This window comes from Burkholderia sp. LAS2 (assembly GCF_018417615.1).
Lineage (GTDB): Bacteria > Pseudomonadota > Gammaproteobacteria > Burkholderiales > Burkholderiaceae > Burkholderia > Burkholderia sola.
The window spans coordinates 188,599-204,767 of record NZ_CP071052.1 but is presented as its reverse complement, the minus strand read 5'-3'; the positions used below and the strand labels follow the sequence as shown (position 1 = coordinate 204,767).

Annotated in this window: 16 protein-coding genes; 6 read left to right on the top strand and 10 right to left on the bottom strand. The window is 70.1% G+C overall.

All coding sequences use genetic code 11. From position 1 onward, the window contains the following. The first annotated feature begins 167 nt into the window (after positions 1-167). The 5 genes from JYG37_RS00965 (at position 168) to JYG37_RS00945 (ending at position 4,377) form a co-directional block, all read left to right on the top strand. Positions 168-1,454 carry a sensor domain-containing phosphodiesterase gene (locus JYG37_RS00965; protein ID WP_050014334.1) on the top strand — a complete coding sequence of 429 codons (1,287 nt, stop codon included), beginning with the start codon at positions 168-170 and terminating at the stop codon, positions 1,452-1,454. Between the two features lie 150 nt (positions 1,455-1,604). After that, positions 1,605-1,991 carry a hypothetical protein gene (locus JYG37_RS00960; RefSeq protein ID WP_050014335.1) on the top strand — a complete coding sequence of 129 codons (387 nt, stop codon included), beginning with the start codon at positions 1,605-1,607 and terminating at the stop codon, positions 1,989-1,991. After that, on the top strand, positions 1,988-2,392 hold the full coding sequence (locus JYG37_RS00955; RefSeq protein ID WP_213345800.1) for a hypothetical protein: 405 nt from the start codon (positions 1,988-1,990) through the stop codon (positions 2,390-2,392). Before JYG37_RS00960 ends, JYG37_RS00955 begins: the two co-directional genes overlap by 4 nt. A gap of 109 nt (positions 2,393-2,501) precedes the next feature. After that, positions 2,502-3,227 carry a copper homeostasis protein CutC gene (locus JYG37_RS00950; RefSeq protein ID WP_124593463.1) on the top strand — a complete coding sequence of 242 codons (726 nt, stop codon included), beginning with the start codon at positions 2,502-2,504 and terminating at the stop codon, positions 3,225-3,227. Between the two features lie 61 nt (positions 3,228-3,288). Further along, positions 3,289-4,377, top strand: a complete 1,089-nt coding sequence (locus JYG37_RS00945; protein WP_089488866.1) for a suppressor of fused domain protein — start codon at positions 3,289-3,291, stop codon at positions 4,375-4,377. A gap of 23 nt (positions 4,378-4,400) precedes the next feature. On the opposite strand, the gene JYG37_RS00940 is transcribed toward JYG37_RS00945, so the two are convergent. The 6 genes from JYG37_RS00940 to JYG37_RS00915 form a co-directional block, all read right to left on the bottom strand. After that, on the bottom strand, positions 4,401-5,756 hold the full coding sequence (locus tag JYG37_RS00940; RefSeq protein WP_089488865.1) for a purine-cytosine permease family protein: 1,356 nt from the start codon (positions 5,754-5,756) through the stop codon (positions 4,401-4,403). Between the two features lie 221 nt (positions 5,757-5,977). Next, the gene (locus tag JYG37_RS00935) at positions 5,978-6,973 is read right to left on the bottom strand and encodes a 5-oxoprolinase subunit C family protein (protein ID WP_006483468.1); all 996 of its coding nucleotides are present in this window, start codon (positions 6,971-6,973) and stop codon (positions 5,978-5,980) included. Continuing rightward, on the bottom strand, positions 6,963-7,838 hold the full coding sequence (locus JYG37_RS00930; RefSeq protein ID WP_006495445.1) for a 5-oxoprolinase subunit B family protein: 876 nt from the start codon (positions 7,836-7,838) through the stop codon (positions 6,963-6,965). Before JYG37_RS00930 ends, JYG37_RS00935 begins: the two co-directional genes overlap by 11 nt. Further along, positions 7,835-9,292 (bottom strand): acetyl-CoA carboxylase biotin carboxylase subunit, encoded by a 1,458-nt coding sequence (locus tag JYG37_RS00925; protein WP_050017777.1) that lies wholly within the window; start codon positions 9,290-9,292, stop codon positions 7,835-7,837. Before JYG37_RS00925 ends, JYG37_RS00930 begins: the two co-directional genes overlap by 4 nt. Positions 9,293-9,296: 4 nt before the next feature. Next, on the bottom strand, positions 9,297-9,539 hold the full coding sequence (locus tag JYG37_RS00920; RefSeq protein WP_213345799.1) for an acetyl-CoA carboxylase: 243 nt from the start codon (positions 9,537-9,539) through the stop codon (positions 9,297-9,299). 22 nt (positions 9,540-9,561) lie between these two features. After that, entirely contained in the window at positions 9,562-10,344 is a 783-nt protein-coding gene (locus JYG37_RS00915; RefSeq protein ID WP_050017778.1) for a 5-oxoprolinase subunit PxpA, read from the bottom strand. A 259-nt stretch (positions 10,345-10,603) separates the two neighbouring features. Between JYG37_RS00915 and JYG37_RS00910 the strand changes: the two genes are divergently transcribed. After that, complete coding sequence (locus JYG37_RS00910; RefSeq protein ID WP_050017779.1) at positions 10,604-11,521, top strand: LysR family transcriptional regulator; 918 nt, start codon at positions 10,604-10,606, stop codon at positions 11,519-11,521. Positions 11,522-11,599: 78 nt separating this feature from the next. Here the strand turns inward: JYG37_RS00910 and bioB are convergent, their stop codons facing one another. The 4 genes from bioB to bioA are packed head-to-tail and all read right to left on the bottom strand — an operon-like array spanning position 11,600 to position 15,908. Continuing rightward, on the bottom strand, positions 11,600-12,619 hold the full coding sequence (gene bioB, locus JYG37_RS00905; RefSeq protein WP_050017780.1) for a biotin synthase BioB: 1,020 nt from the start codon (positions 12,617-12,619) through the stop codon (positions 11,600-11,602). A 39-nt stretch (positions 12,620-12,658) separates the two neighbouring features. Continuing rightward, on the bottom strand, positions 12,659-13,381 hold the full coding sequence (gene bioD, locus JYG37_RS00900; RefSeq protein WP_050017781.1) for a dethiobiotin synthase: 723 nt from the start codon (positions 13,379-13,381) through the stop codon (positions 12,659-12,661). Next, positions 13,378-14,565 (bottom strand): 8-amino-7-oxononanoate synthase, encoded by a 1,188-nt coding sequence (gene bioF / locus JYG37_RS00895; RefSeq protein ID WP_213345798.1) that lies wholly within the window; start codon positions 14,563-14,565, stop codon positions 13,378-13,380. Before bioF ends, bioD begins: the two co-directional genes overlap by 4 nt. Continuing rightward, positions 14,562-15,908: an adenosylmethionine--8-amino-7-oxononanoate transaminase gene (gene bioA, locus JYG37_RS00890; RefSeq protein WP_176016582.1), complete on the bottom strand. Its 1,347-nt coding sequence runs from the start codon at positions 15,906-15,908 to the stop codon at positions 14,562-14,564. The genes bioF and bioA overlap by 4 nt, the downstream gene beginning before the upstream one ends. Positions 15,909-16,169 lie beyond the last annotated feature (261 nt).

Genomic DNA, 16,169 nt, shown 5'->3' with positions numbered 1-16,169 from the left:
TGGCGCACGGGTTGTCGGCACCTCGCACGGAGCTTGCTTGAGGGAGAGCAGCCGCCCGGCTTGCGCCGGGTCACCGAGGGTCCAACCAATGACATGGCGCGCCGTCCCGTTCGTCGTTTTCGCCGGACGCCGGACGTCGCGTTCGACTGCATCACCAGGAGGAAGGTATGACGATCGTGCAACAGGAGCGTCCGGCCGCCGCGTCGCCGTACCGGTTCGAGCGGGAGATGAGCTCGGGCTTGGAACGGCTGGCGACGCAGCACCGCGACCTGACGCTCACGACCGTGTTCCAGCCGATATTCAGCCTGTCGCACCAGCGTGCGGTGGGCTACGAGGCGCTGCTGCGCGCGCACGATGCGCTCGACCGCGCCGTGTCGCCGCTCGACGTGTTCGGCGAAGCCGCGCGCCGGGACGAACTGCTGCAGCTCGACCGGCTCGCGCAGGCGCTGCATCTGGAGAACTTCGCGCTGCTCGGCGCGGAGCGCGAGTGGCTGTTTCTCAACGTCCATCCGGGCGTGCTCACCGATCCGTTCCAGGCGGCCGCGCTGCTCGCGAACCTGAAACGGCTCGGCATGCCGCCGCGGCGCATCGTGCTCGAAGTGCTCGAACAGCGCGCGGAGGACGTCGAGCGGCTCGCGGAGGCCGTGCGCGAGTTCCGCACGCACGGCTTCCTGATCGCGCTCGACGATTTCGGCGCGGGTCACTCGAACCTCGAACGGATCTGGCAGCTGAACCCGGACATCGTGAAGCTCGACCGGATCATGCTGTCGCACGCGGCGCACCGCACGGGGCTCACCGCGATCCTGCACGGGCTCGTGACGCTGCTGCACGAGGCCGGCAAGCTGGTGCTCGTCGAAGGGATCGAGACCGAGCACGAAGCGCAGATCGCGCTGTCGTGCGAGGCCGATTTCGTGCAGGGCTACTACTTCGGCCGCCCGGCGCCGGGGCTGCCCGACAGCGCGGCCGCGACCGGCTGCATCGGCGAGCTGACCGAGCGCTTTCGTCAGCAGACCGAAGCGCGCGAGCGGCGCGACGCGCAGCGGCTCGCACCGTACCTGCGCGCGTTCGAACGGGCGGCCGAGCGCCTCGCGGGCGGCGAGCCGCTCGACGAGGTGTGCTGGAACTTCCTCGCGCTGGACGCGGCCGCACGCTGCTTCCTGCTCGACGCGCAGGGCCGGCAGTCGGGCCGCAACGTCGTGCTGCGCGCCGATCGCGCGCTCGCCGAGGCGCGCTTTTCGCCGCTGGCGGACGCGCAGGGCGCGAACTGGCTGCGCCGGCCGTATTTCCGCTCGGCGATCGCCGAACCGGGGCGCGTGCAGGTCACGCGGCCGTACCTGTCGATCAACGAGGCGCAGCCGTGCGTGACGCTGTCGGTGGCCGTGCGCGTCGGCGATGCGCAGCGCGTGCTGTGCGGCGATATCGACTGGATCGACGAGGACGCGCAAGCGGCGTAGCGGCACACGGTCGGGATGCGGCGACCCACGGCGCGGGGGCGGCCGTTGCGTTCGCCGCGCGCTTCCCCGACAATGGCGCGACCGCGGCCGTCGTGACCGCGCGCGCCGTCCCGGGGGCCACCATGGCGGCGAATATAAAAGGAAAACGCCATGAAGCGACCGATTTCGCTGACCATCCTCGCGTGGATCATCATCGTGACCAACGCGATCACCTGCGTCTATACGCCGTTCTCGATCGGCATGCCGACCACCCAGGCGCTGATGTCGCACTACCTGCTGCCCGTGTGGGCGACGTTCGGCATCAGCATGATCGTCGAGGCCGCGAATGTCGTGATCGGCATCGCGATCCTCAAGGGGCGCGAATGGTCGCGCAACGCCTATATCGTGACGTTCGTGTTCGGCATCGCGTTCTCGTTGATCAACATGCCGGCGTCGATGCTCGCAGTGCTGATCCCGGGCGTCCTGCTGTTCGCGGTGTTCGTCTACCTGCTGTTCCGGCGCCCGGCGACCGCGTATTTCCGGCAGGCCGTTGCGTGAGCGTCGTGCGCAACGCGCTGGCGATCGTGCTGTTCTCGATCGCCGGCTTCTGCGTGATCGCCGCGCAGATGGTCGCGTTCATGAAGGTCGGTCAGGCGGGCGCGACGACCGTATTCGTCGCCGTGCTGTTCGCGGTGTCGGCCGTGCTGCTCGCCGCGGGCATGTTTGCCGGCGCATTCCGGCCGCGTGCGCGCGGCGCGGGCATCGTGCTGCTCGTCGCGGCCGCGACCACCGCCTTCGGGATGATCGGCTGGGCGATGCTCGTGCTCACGCCGGCGATCGTCGACGTGATGCAGCAGCAGGGCGCGTACTTCAACGCGCGCATGTTCCGGTTCGTACCCGGCACCGCCGTCACGGCGTTGTCCGCGCTCGTCGGCGTCTGGCTCGTGCGGCGCGGCTGACGTACCGGGCTGAAATGCGCGGCTGAAGTCTGCGGCGGCCGGCACGCTGGCGTCCGTCGCGCGGCTCGGCTAGGATGCGCGAATTGTCCAGACGATTCGCGGGCCGCCCATGAACCGACATGCCGCTTCTCCCATTCTCCTCGAAGTGATCGCCACGACCGTCGGCGATGCGAAGGTCGCCGCCCGCGCGGGCGCCGACCGCCTAGAACTCGTGACCGCGATCACCGAAGGCGGGCTGACGCCGAGCGTCGGCCTGATCGAGGCCGTCGTGGCCGCCGTGCCGATTCCCGTCAACGTGATCGTGCGTCCGCACAGCCGCTCGTTCGTCTATGACGCCGACGACCTGCGCGTGATCGAGCGCGACGTGCGCGCGGCAGTCGCGGCCGGCGCGAACGGCGTCGTGTTCGGCGCGCTCGATCCGCGCGGCGACGTCGATCTCGGCGCGCTCGCCCGGATCGCGGCCGCCGCCGACGGGCGCGCGCTCACGTTCCACCGCGCGTTCGACGTCGCGCGCGATCTGAACGCCGCGTTCGACGCGCTGCTGCGCGTGCCGGCCGTCACGTCCGTGCTGACGTCGGGTGGCCATCCGTCGGTGCTCGACGCGGTCGCGACGATCACGCGGCTCGTGCGGCAGGCGGCGGGCACGACCTGCACGGTGCTGGCCGGCTCCGGGCTCACGATCGACGCGGTCGGCGATTTCGTGCGCGCGACCGGCGTGCGCGCGGTGCATTTCGGTTCGGGCGTGCGGCCGCGCGGCGAGGTGCTGGCGCCCGTCGACGCGCTGCACGTCGAGCGCGTGCGCGCGGCGCTCGACGGCGCGGCGTCGCACGTGTGACGTACGTTCCGACACCGCACGACACAAACACGACACGACATCATCGGGGAGAGCGGGCCACATGACGGACGCCACGCACGACACGCACGACGGCGCGGACGACGATGCCGCGCCCGGCTGGGACGCGATCGACGCCGCGCTCGCGCGCCTTTATCCGGGGCAGGAGCCGAAGCACTACGGCACGCTGGTCAAGTGGCGGCTCGGCGGCCCCGATCCGCTCGACGGGATCAGCGTGTGGCGGCGCGCGGCGCCCGTGCCGCACTGGCATTTCGTCACGTACGGGCTGAGCGAGCTGTATGCGAAGGAGTCGGACGATCCGGCCGTCAGCGGCTTCGGCTTCGAGCTGACGATGCGCGTCGCGTGCGTGGCTGGCGACGACGAGCCGCCGCGCTGGGTGTTCAGCTTCCTGCAGAATCTCGCGCGCTACGTGTTCCAGAGCGGCAACGCGTTCGACGACGGCCACTGGATGACGGCCAACGGCCCGATCGCGCTCGATACCGATACGGCGCTCTGTTCGATGGGCTTCGCGTTCGATCCGGAGCTGCCGGCGATCGACACGCCGCACGGCCGTCTCGCGTTCCTGCAGGTCGTCGGGCTGACGCTCGACGAGGAACGCGCCGCGAAGCGCTGGCGCACGCGTGCGCTGCTCGACACGCTGCTGCCGCACATGCCGCTGTGGGTGACCGATCTCGTCCGCGCGTCGCTGCTCGAACGCGCGGACGTGCGCGAGCAGGTCGACGCGGGCACGCAGCGCGACGGCTCGGCGAGCGGTTACCTGTTCACCGACGTGCTCGGCTGGGGCACCCGCAAGCGGCTGCTGCGCGCGCCGGTGATCGAGATCACCGTCGGCGCGCGGCAGGTCGACGAACTCGTCACGCTACTGCCGCTGCGGCTGCCGTTCGACCGGCCGTTTCGCCTCGTCGGTCACGACGGCGCGGTGCGGTTCGTGCGCGGCGACGCGAACGGCGTGAGCGACGAAGACGGCACGCTGACGCTGCGGCTCACCGACGCGACGGTGCAGGCGCTGGCGCGCACGCTGAAGCCGCGCGCCGGCGAGTATGCGATCGACGGGCTCGACGGCGTGCGCTGGCGGGTCGAGCCGACGGTGATCCGCGACGCGCAGGGCCATCCGGTGCAGACGATCGGCTAGGGCCGGCGCCGAGCCGCGGCGCGTCACGTGTTGCGCACGAACCAGGTCCGCTTCGCGGTGCCGAGCAGCGCGCGATAGACGAGCCACGACACGACGAAGGTGGCCGGCGCCGACAGCGACGCGGCGAACCCGGTCGCCTGGTTCAGCGCGAGCCCCGCGAACGCGCCCGCGAACCACGCGGTCAGGCCGCCCGGATTGAACACCGGCACGTGCGCGTCGCGGCATTCGACGTCGTCGCCGACGAGCTGCCCGTAGCGCGCCGACAGGATGTGCGCGAGCGCGACGCCGACCCACGCGACGACGAAGATGCCCTGGTACGCGAGCGCTTGCAGGATCCGCGAGAAGATGTCGGCCATCATCAGCGCATAGACGACCGCGCCGACCACGACCGCCCACACGAATTTCGGCGCGCGCACGCCCGCGACCTTCTGGAAGAACGCCTGCATGTTGACGGTCGCGAGGTAGTAGTTCGCGGTATTGATGCGCGACTGCGTGACCCACACGAACAGCAGCCCCCACACGCCCATCAGCTTCAGCAGCGCGAGCACGACCGACACTTCCGACAGCGTGCCGAGCCCGGGAATCGTGCTGACGAGATAGATGCCGGCCGCGCCGTTGACGAGGAACGTGACGAGGTAGAACGGCATCCCGAAGTTGAAGCGGCCGTGATAGCGGGCGTCGGCCTTGCGGCCGAAGCGCGCGTAGTCGAACGTGAACATCATCAGCACCCATACGCCCATGTAGTAGACGAAGCACTGCCACCAGCCGCCGGCCGGGGCGCCGCCCGCCGGCCCGAAATCGAGCCACGCGGCGTGATAGCCGTACTCGGCCGTCGCGAGCCCGACCGCTGCGAGCAACCCGAACAGGTAGAACGGCAGCAGCACGCCGTTGAACTTGTCGAGCCAGTGCTGCACGCTGCCGAACACGAGCGGCACGCTGTAGCAGACGACGATCAGCGCGGCCCACTTGTAGTCGAGCGCCGGAAACTGATGATGCGCGGCGACCGCGATCACCGAGCCCTCGAACACCGCGTAGTAGATCGCCGTCGCGAAGAAGATCAGCGTCGCGAGCGCCGCGCCCGCGCTGCCGAACAGCACGCGCGAGAACAGCGCGACCGACAGGCCGGTACGGATCGCGTAGCGGCTGATGATCGAATTGACGATGCCGTACGAGACGACCGACAGCGCCATCCCGATCAGCGCGTTGCGCGCGCCGTAGGTGAGCGCGAGCGTCGCACCGACGACGATGTAGAACACCGCGCTGCAGACGGCCCACCACGCCATCGTCAGCGCAAAGGGCGGCATGCGTGCGTGATCGGGAATGGCGAGCGTCGACAGGTCGAGATCCTCGTCGGTGCGGGCCTGAGCCAGGTTGGCCATGAGCGTGCTCCTCGATGAGCGAAACAGCGGACGACGTCTGGGCCGCGGCCCATGCGAGCCGCGGGGTTGCCCCGACGTCGGGGCGGGCAACCGGTCCGGCGAAAACGGCGCGCAGGCGTCCCCGCCGCGCCGCGCGCGGCCGCACGGACGGGAAACGGAAGCGAAGGATGAAAGCGGAGGGCGGCGCACGGCGCCCGGCGCGACGGCCGGGCGCGTGGCGCTCAGTCCTTCAGTACGGCGCGCAGCAGCGCGAGGCGCCGCTGGTACTCGCGGCGCGCGGCGAGCGCGTCGGCCATCGTCACGCGCACGAAGCGCGCGCGATGGTTCGGCTGCATCTGGCCGATCAGGTCCATGTCGGCGCTGATGACCGTGCCTATCGTCGCGTAGCCGCCGCCCGACACCGCATCGCGATGCAGGATGATCGGCTCGACCCCGGCCGGCACCTGGATCGAGCCGATCGGATAGCACGCGTCGACGATGTTCGACGGATCGGCCCCGGCGCCGAACGGCTGCTCGCGCGGCCGGAACTGCAGCGGCCGGCCGTTCTTGTAGCGGTAGCCGATGCGGTCCGCCTCGGGCGCGACCGTCCATTCGTCATCGAAGAACGTGTGCGCCGACGCGTCGGTGAGCCGGTAGTGGTACAGCCCCGGCAGCACGCGCAGTTCGACCTGGCTGTCCAGCGGCCGGCTGACCGACGCCGGCAGTTCGCGCCCTTCGCGAAGCGTGCCGCGCGCCGCGCCGATCGGCAAACGGTCGCCTTTCTGCAGGCGCCGGCCCGCGTGGCCGCCGATCGCGCCGAGCGTGTAGGTCGAGCGGCTGCCGAGCACGACCGGCACGTCGATGCCGCCCGCGACGGCCAGGTACGCGCGGGCGCCGCCCTTCACGTAGGCGAACGACAGCACGCTGCCCGCGCGAATCCACAGCGCGACGTTGCAGCGCTGCCCGACGCCGTCGATCTTCGGGGTCATCTCGGCGCCCGTGACGGCGACCAGCGCGTCCGCATGGAACAGCAGCTCCGGGCCGAGCAGCGTGCATTCGAGCACGGCCGCCTGTTCCGGATTGCCGACCAGCAGGTTCGCCGCGCGCGACGCGTACTGGTCGAGCGAGCCCGACGGCGGGATGCCGACGTGGTAGTAGCCTTGCCGGCCCGTATCCTGGACCGACGTCGCGAGGCCGGGTTTCACGACCTCGATCAGGTTGTGCGCGTCAGCGGGCATGCAGCACCTCGACGAGAGAACGGTTGACCGCATCGGGATCGCGCCGGAACGCGTCGAGCGAGAATTTCACGGGGCGCACGCGCAGCGAGAAGGTACCCGCTTCGACGGCCGCCACCGCGGCGTCATAGGCGTCGCGATCGATCGGCTGGAACTTCACGATGTCGCCGGGCCGGAAGAACACCATGAAATCGCGCAGGTAGTCGAGCCGCTGCGCGGGATCGAAGATCGGCGCCGGCGTCACGCCGAACATCTGGTAGCCGCCCGCGCCGCGCACCGAGTAGATGCAACCGAAGCAGCCGCCGTGGCCGACCGTCAGCTTCGGCGTGTCGGTGCGCGGCCGCAGGTATTTCGGTACTTCGAGCTGGCGTGCGCGCTCGACCATCTGGTACATGAACGGCAGGCCCGCGACGAAGCCGACCATCGACACGAACCACGGCGAGCCCGAGTGCGCGGCGATGAAGTCGTCGACGTCGCGCTTGCCGTTGATCCGCGCCGCATATTCGAGGTCGGTCGACGACGGGTCCTGATGACGCTCGCGAAACCGCATCAGCGTCTCGTGCGTCCACGGGTCGTTGTACAGCACCGGCACCTCGACGATGCGCGTATCGAGTTCGAGCGGCGCGTCGCCGACCTCGGCCTCGATCGCCTTGAGCAGCGCGACGAGCGTGTCGGGCTCGATCACGTCCGGGTCGTAGCGCACCTGGTAGGACGCGTTCGCCGGACAGATCTCGGTAATGCCCGGCACCGCGCGCCGCTGCAATTCGCGCGTGATCGCCGTGCCCTTGAAGAAGGCGTCGAGCGACATCGCCTCGCTGATCTCGACGAACACGAATTCGTCGCCGCCGAACGTATAACGGGTCGTCACAGGGCCTCCCCGACGCGCGCGGCGTCCGCAGTTTCGTGCTGCCGGGCGGCGGCCGTCGCGGCCTCGCGCCATGACGGCATCCACGCTTCGAGAAAATTCGTGTGATAGCGGCCCGCGCGCACGTCGTCGTCCGCGAGCAGCGCGACGTGCAGCGGCGCGGTGGTCTTCAGGCCGCCGACCTGCAGCTCGCCGAGCGCGCGAGACAGACGCCGCAATGCGGCCGCGCGGCTCTCGTCGTGCACGATCAGCTTCGCGAGCAGCGAATCATAGAACGGCGGCACGACGTAGCCCGGGTAGAGCAGCGAATCGACGCGCACGCCGGGCCCGGTCGGCCACACCAGTGCGTCGATCCGGCCCGGATTCGGGCGGAAATCCTGCAGCGGATCTTCCGCGTTGATCCGGCATTCGAGCGCGGCGCCGCGCATCGCGATGTCGGCCTGCGCGAACCGCAGCCGCTCGCCGTCGGCGATGCGCAGCGTTTCGCGCACGAGATCGATGCCGGTGATCGCCTCGGTCACCGGATGCTCGACCTGGATGCGCGTGTTCATCTCGATGAAGTAGAACTCGCCGCGCGCATCGTCGAACAGGTATTCGAGCGTGCCCGCGCTGCGGTAGCCGACCTCGCGCGCGAGCCGCGTGGCCGACGCGCACAGCGCGTCGCGCTGCGCCGGCGTGAGCGACGGCGACGGCGCTTCCTCGAGGATCTTCTGGCGGCGCCGCTGCAGCGAGCATTCGCGCTCGAACAGGTGGACGACGTCGCGGCCGTCGCCGAGCACCTGCACCTCGATGTGCCGCGCCCGCGCGATGAAGCGTTCGAGATAGACGCCGCCGTCGCCGAACGCGGCCTGCGCCTCGCGCTGCGCGAGCGGCAGTTCGGCGTCGAGCTGCGCGGCGTCGTGCGCGACGCGGATGCCGCGCCCGCCGCCGCCCGCGGCCGCCTTGATCATGATCGGATAGCCGATGCGCGCGGCGACCGCGCGGGCCGCGTCGAGCGACTGGACGACGCCGTCGCTGCCGGGCACGGTCGGCACGTTCGCGCGCCGCGCGGTGTCGCGGGCGCGCGCCTTGTCGCCCATCGTCGCGATCACCTGCGCGTCCGGGCCGACGAAGATCAGCCCGGCCGCCTCGACCTGCGCGGCGAAGGCCGCGTTCTCGGACAGGAAGCCGTAGCCCGGATGGATCGCGTCCGCGCCGCATTGCCGCGCGGCGTCGAGGATCGCGGCCGGATTCAGATAGCTCTTCGCCGCATGCGACGACCCGATGTGGATCGCTTCGTCGGCCATGCGCGCGGCGAGGCTGTCGCGGTCCGCGTCGCTGACCACGGCGACCGCACGCATGCCGAGCTCGCGTGCCGCGCGGATCACGCGCACCGCGATTTCGCCGCGGTTCGCGACCAGCACGGTCTTGATCCGCGACGGTCGATAGAAGGTGTCGGGGGCGTTTGCCGGCTTCATCGCATCACTCCTCGATCCGCATCAGCACCTGGCCGGCGTCGACCGGCTCGCCATCGTCGACGAGCAGCTCGACGACGCGGCCCGCCGCATCGGCTTCGATCTCGGTGAACTGCTTCATCACTTCGACGAGGCCGACCACCGCGCCGGCCGCGACCGTCGCATTCACCGCGACGTAGTAGTCCGCCTCGGGCGACGGGCGTCGGTAGAACGTGCCCGGCAGCGGGCTGACGATGTCGTGCAATGCCATCTTGCGTCTCCTTGAATCGGGTTCAGTGATGAGCGGCGAGCGGTTGCGGGCCGGCGGTCCGGATGCCTTCTCGGACCAGCGCGTCGCGCGTTTCGCGCACGAGTTCGAGCGCGCCGGGCGTGTCGCTGTGGATGCAGACCGAATCGAAATCGATGTCGATGTCGTCGCCGTCGATCGTGCGCACCTTGCCGTCGATGCACGCACGCAGCACCTTGTCGGCCACCTGCTGCGGGTCGGGGCGCCCGACGCGGCGCGTGAACACGATGGAGCCGCTGCGGTCGTAGTCGCGATCGGCGTAGAACTCGCGGATCACCGGCTGTTCGTACTCCCGCGCCACGCGATACGTGACCGACGCTTCCATGCAGTACAGCCACAGGCCGGGATCGACGCGCTGCAGCGTCTCGATCAGCAGCCGCGAGAACGCCTCGTTGGCCGCCGCGTGCATGTAGAGCGCGCCGTGCGGCTTGACGTGCTGCAGGCCCACGCCGTTGAGCCGCGCGAACTCGCGCAGCGCGCCGAGCTGATACAGGATGTCGTGGACGAGCGCCTGCGGCGTTTCGGTGATCGTGCGGCGACCGAAGCCCGCCAGATCGCGAAAGCCCGGATGCGCGCCGATCCCGACGCCGGCGTCGCGCGCGAGCTGCACCGTGCGCGCCATGATGTTCGGGTCGCCGGCATGAAAACCGGTGGCGATGTTCGCCGAGCTGATGAGCGGCATGATCTGCTCGTCGACGCCGTCGCCGATCGTCCACGGGCCGAAACCTTCGCCCATGTCCGAATTCAGGTCGACACTGTGCTTCCTCATACGGTTCGTTCCTCCAGGTTCTCCGGTTTCGCGTGCGCTGCAGCGCGTGTCGACACCGTGTTGAACGCAGGTTAGCCGTGCGGGGTGCGTCAAAATAGTTCTATTTTTATATGCGAGCGTATCGATTTTTCAGATATCGCCGAAAGCGGCCGCCCGGCGCCGCGGCAGGCGGATGCGCGCGGGTCGGGCGGGCCCGGATTGCCGCGAAACGGACGGTTGATATGATGGTTGCCATGCCCCCATCAGTTTTCCACCGCGCATGGCCCTGACGCTCAGACAGCTCAAGTACTTCGTCGCGACCGCCGAGCTCGGACAGATCTCGCAGGCCGCGATCCAGCTCACCATCTCGCAGTCGGCCGTGACGAGCGCGATCAAGGAACTGGAGGACAGTCTCGGCACGCAGCTGTTCGTGCGCACGTCGGCGGGCGTGACGCTGACCGATACCGGGCGGCGTTTTCTCAATCACGCGTACACGATCCTGTCGTCGGTCGACGAGGCGATGCGGATCCCGAATCTCGAAAGCACGCTGACCGGCACGCTCGCGATCGCCGCGAGCTACACGGTGCTCGGCTACTTCCTGCCGCATCACGTGCTGCGGCTCAATACGCTCTATCCGCGCCTGACGATCCACCTGCACGAGCTGAACCGCGAGTCGATCGAGGAAGGGCTGATCGCGGGCCGCTACGACATGGCCGTGCTGCTCACGTCGAACGTGTCGAATCCGGAGCTCGTGCTGGAGCCGGTGATCCATTCGGTGCGCAGGCTGTGGGTCGGCGCGCATCATCCGCTGCTGCGGCGCGAGAGCGTCACGTTCGCGGAGGTCGCGCACGAGCCGTTCGTGATGCTGACGGTGGACGAGGCCGGGCAGACCGCGCTGCGTTACTGGAACGAGACGCCGTACCGGCCGAACGTGATCCTGCGCACCTCGTCGGTCGAGGCGGTGCGCAGCATGGTCGCGAACGGCAGCGGTGTCGCGATCCTGTCCGACATGGTGTATCGCCCGTGGTCGCTCGAAGGGCGGCGCATCGAGACGATCGTGCTGCGCGACCCGGTGCCGCCGATGAGCGTCGGCCTCGCTTGGCGCAAGAACATCGAGCTGAGTCCCGCGATGCACGCGGTGCGCGACTATTTCCGGCACACGTTCATGGAGCCGCGCGTACTGGGCGGCGCGACCTGAACCGTGCGCGCGGGCGTGAAAAAGCCGGGGCGCGCCCCGGCTTTTCGTTGGCGGGCGCGGCGCGCCGGCCGTTGCCGCTTACGCGTTTTCCGCCAGCGCGTCGGCCTGGCTCGCGCGGATGCCGAGGCGCTCGAACAGCGCGCGGTCGCGCTGCGTCTGCGGGTTGCTCGTCGTCAGCAACTGGTCGCCGTAGAACATCGAGTTCGCGCCCGCGAGGAAGCACATCGCCTGCATCGCGTCGTCGAGCTGCTCGCGCCCGGCCGACAGGCGCACGACGGCCTTCGGCATCGTGATGCGCGCGACCGCGATCGTGCGCACGAACTCGAACGGGTCGAGCGGCGCGGTGCCTTCGAGCGGCGTGCCTTCGATCGCGACGAGGTTGTTGATCGGCACCGATTCCGGATACGGGTTCAGGTTCGCGAGCTGCGAGATCAGGCCCGCGCGTTCGCGGCGCGATTCGCCCATCCCGATGATGCCGCCGCAGCACACGTTGATGCCCGCGTCGCGCACGCGGTCGAGCGTGTCGAGGCGATCCTGGTACGTGCGCGTCGAGATCACCTGGCCGTAGAACTCCGGCGACGTGTCGAGGTTGTGGTTGTAGTAGTCGAGGCCCGCGTCGGCGAGCTGCCGAGCCTGTTCGTCTTCGAGCATGCCGAGCGTCATGCAGGTCTCGAGGCCGAGCTCCTTCACGCCGCGCACCATCTCGGTCAGCGCCGGCATGTGGCGCTCCTTCGGATTGCGCCACGCGGCGCCCATGCAGAAGCGGCTCGCGCCGTTCGCCTTCGCCGCGCGCGCGGCGTCGAGCACCGTGTCGACGTCCATCAGCTTCTCGGCCTTCAGGCCCGTGTCGTGATGCGACGACTGCGAGCAGTAGCCGCAATCTTCCTCGCAGCCGCCCGTCTTGATCGACAGCAGCGTCGACAGCTGCACCGCGTTCGCGTCGAAGTGCTCGCGATGCACCTGCTGCGCGCGGAACATCAGGTCGTTGAACGGCAGCGCGAACAGCGCGACGACGTCGGCGACGCGCCAGCGCTGCGGGGCCGGTGCAGCCACGGGAATCGCGTCGGGTTGCACGGTGGCGGTCTGGGCTTGGGTCATTTCGTTTTCCTGTCCTGGCGGGATGGGGGATCGGTTGGGTCAAGGCCGCGCGGTGCGCAGCGACTCGACGAGCGCGGCAATGTCGAGCATCGCCGCGGCGGATTCGGGGGCGGCCGGCGTCATGTGCGCAATGCGGCCGATGAGCGGCGCGCGGTGCTCGCGCGCGAGCCAGTCGCGAATCGTCGCGACGTTCTCGTCGGCGAACGACATGGCCGGGTCGACATGGTTCGCGACCCAGCCCGCGAGCGCGAGGCCGCGCTGGCGAATCGCATCGGCCGTCAGCAACGCGTGGCTGATGCAGCCGAGCCGGACGCCGACGACGAGCACGACGGGCAGGCCGAGCGCGACCGCGAGATCGGCGGTGTCCTGCGTGTCGTTCAGCGGCACGCGAAAGCCGCCGACGCCTTCGACGACGACGACGTCCGCGCGCGTCAGCGCTTCGCGATGGCACGCGACGATCGTGTCGAGGTCGAGCGTCACGCCTTCCTGCGCGGCGACGATATGCGGCGCGGCCGGCGCCTTCAGCAGGAACGGCGTGCGCAGCTCGGGCGGCAGCACGACGTTCGCGGCCGCGTCGAGCTGGTCCGCGTCCTCGTTGCGCCACACGCCGTCGCGTTCGTACGCGCCGGCCGCGACCGGCTTCAGCGCGGCCGCGCGCAGGCCATGCCGTGCGAAGCCGTGCAGCATCGCGGCCGACACGAAGGTCTTGCCGATTTCGGTGTCGGTGCCGGTGACGAAGACGGACAGCGGGGCGGCGGTCATGCCGCGGCCTCCTCGCTGGCCTGGATCAACGCGGCTTCGAGCCGAGCAAGATCGTCGAACGAATGCGCGGCCGACAGCGACACGCGCAGCCGCGACGTGCCGGCCGGCACCGTCGGCGGCCGGATCGCCGGCACCCACAGGCCGTGCGCGTCGAGCGCGCGCATCGCCGCGAGCGTCGCGTCGTTGCTGCCGACCACGAGCGGCTGCACGGCCGTGTGCGAATCGACCGGCTGCCAGCGCGTATTGCGCAGCAGCGCGCGCGTGCGGCCGATCAGCGCGGCGAGGTGCGCGCGGCGCGCGTCGCCTTCGTCGCCCGCGATCACCTTCAGGCTTGCCGATACCGCATGCGCGACGGCCGGCGGCGCGGCCGTCGTGAAGATGTAGCTGCGCGCGCGCTGGATCAGCCATTCGATCACGGTCTCATGCGCGATCACGAACGCGCCTGCGACACCGGCCGCCTTGCCGAGCGTGCCGACGTACACCAGATGCGGCGAACGCAGCGCGGCGGCCGCGAGCGCGCCGCGACCCTGCGGGCCGAGCACGCCGAAGCCGTGTGCGTCGTCGACGACGAGCCACGCGCCGTGGCGCTCGGCCAGCGCGACGAGCTCGGCGAGCGGCGCGAGGTCGCCGTCCATGCTGAATACGGTGTCGCTGACGATCAGCTTCGTTTCCGCATCCGATGCGTCGAGCAGCGCGGCGAGCGCGGCCGTATCGGCGTGCGGATAGACCTGCACGTTCGCACGCGACAGCCGCATGCCGTCGATCAGCGACGCGTGGTTCAGCGCGTCGGAGAAGATCGTCGCGCCCTTGCCGGCCAGCGCCGTCATCGCCGCGAGGTTCGCCATGTAGCCGGTGCTGAAGTACAGCGCGCGCGGCGCATCGGAGAAGCCGCCCGCGAAGCCGGCGAGTTCGTCTTCCAGTTTGGCGTGCGCGCGCGAATGGCCGCCGAGCAGGTGCGAGCCGCCGCTGCCGGAGCCGTAGCGCTGCGCGCCTTCCGCGAACGCGGCGACGAGCGCCGGATGCGCGGCGAGGCCGAGGTAGTCGTTGCTCGCGAAGCCGACGATCTCGCGGCCGTTCACGGTCATGCGCGCGTCGCACGCGGTGTCGGCGATGCGGCGCACGCGGCGCAGCCCTTGCGCGTCGAGGTCGGCGAGGCCGCGTTGCAGGGTGTCGAGCAGGCTCATCGGCCGAGGTCCTCCAGCGTCGCGTCGAGCGTGTCGCGCGTGCGCTGCGCGAGCCACGCGATGTCGTCGTCATTCATCACGTACGGCGGCATCAGGTACACGGTCGTGCCGATCGGGCGCAGCAGCAGCTCGCGTTCGAGCGCGTGTTCGAAGAAGCGCCGCGAGAAGCCGCGCGCCGCGTCGCCGTCGAGCGCGACGTCGAACGCGAACAGCGTGCCGCGCTCGCGCAGATGGCGCACTTGGCGGTGCGCGTCGAGCGGCGCGAGCGCCGCGCGCAGCGTCGCCGATTTGCGCGCGTTGCTCGCGAGCACGTCGTCGCGCGCGAACAGGTCGAGCGTCGCGACTGCAGCGCGGCACGCGAGCGGATTGCCGGTGTACGAATGCGAGTGCAGGAAGCCGCGCGTCGTGTCGTCGTCGTAGAACGCCGCGAACACGTCGTCGCGTGTGAGCACCAGCGACAGCGGCAGGTAGCCGCCGCTGATCCCTTTCGACAGGCACATGAAATCGGGCCAGACGCCGGCCTGCTCGCACGCGAAGAAGGTGCCGGTGCGCCCGCACCCGACCGCGATCTCGTCGGCGATCAGGTGCACGCCGAATTCGTCGCACAGCGCGCGCAGCCCGCGCACGTACGACGGATCGTGCATCGCCATGCCGGCCGCGCACTGCACGAGCGGCTCGACGATCAGCGCGGCGATCCGGTCGCCGCGTTCGGCGAACAGGCGCCGCACGTCCGCGAGCGCGCGGCCCGCGACGTCGGCGGCCGTCTCGCCCGGCAGCGCGCCGCGCGCGTCGGGCGACGCGACCACGTGCGCGTGGCGGATCAGCGGGTCGTACGCATCCTTGAACAGCGCGACGTCGGTCACGCCGAGCGCGCCGATCGTCTCGCCGTGATAGCTGTTCGCGACGCAGACGAATTCCTGCTTGTTCGCGCGGCCGCGGTTGCGCCACGCGTGGAAGCTCATCTTCAGCGCGATCTCGACGGCCGACGCGCCGTCCGACGCGAAGAACGCATGACCCAGCGTGCGCGCGGTCAGCGCATGCAGGCGTTCGGCGAGCTCGATCGCCGGTTCGTGCGTGCAGCCGGCGAGCATCGCGTGCTCGAGCGTGTCGAGCTGGTCCTTCAGCGCCGCGTTGATGTCCGGGTTCGCATGGCCGAACAGGTTGACCCACCACGAGCTGATCGCGTCGAAGTAGCGGCGGCCGTCACGGTCGACCAGCCACACGCCCGCGCCGCGCGCGACGGGGACGAGCGGCAGGCGCTCGTGGTGCTTCATCTGGGTGCAGGGATGCCAGACCGCGCGCAGGCTGCGCGCGACCCAGTCGTCGGTGGCTGGCGTACTCAAGGCGACTCCGGGGGTAAAACGACCGCGCGGCATCGACGGGATGCCGCGCGGCGGGATACGAAACGCGCAGAGATTAGCGTGTTCCGCCGCGCGTTGCACTAGCGGTTACAAACGCCGCACAGCCTTGCTGGGCGGGAGTTCGACGCAGTTCGGAGGGGCTCGGAACGGAACGCGGCGGATCGGGCGAAATGCGCGCAGATGACGACGTTCGAGTGACGCCCCCGACAGAAAAAATCGCAGGGCGAGGGGCGGCCGGGTGGC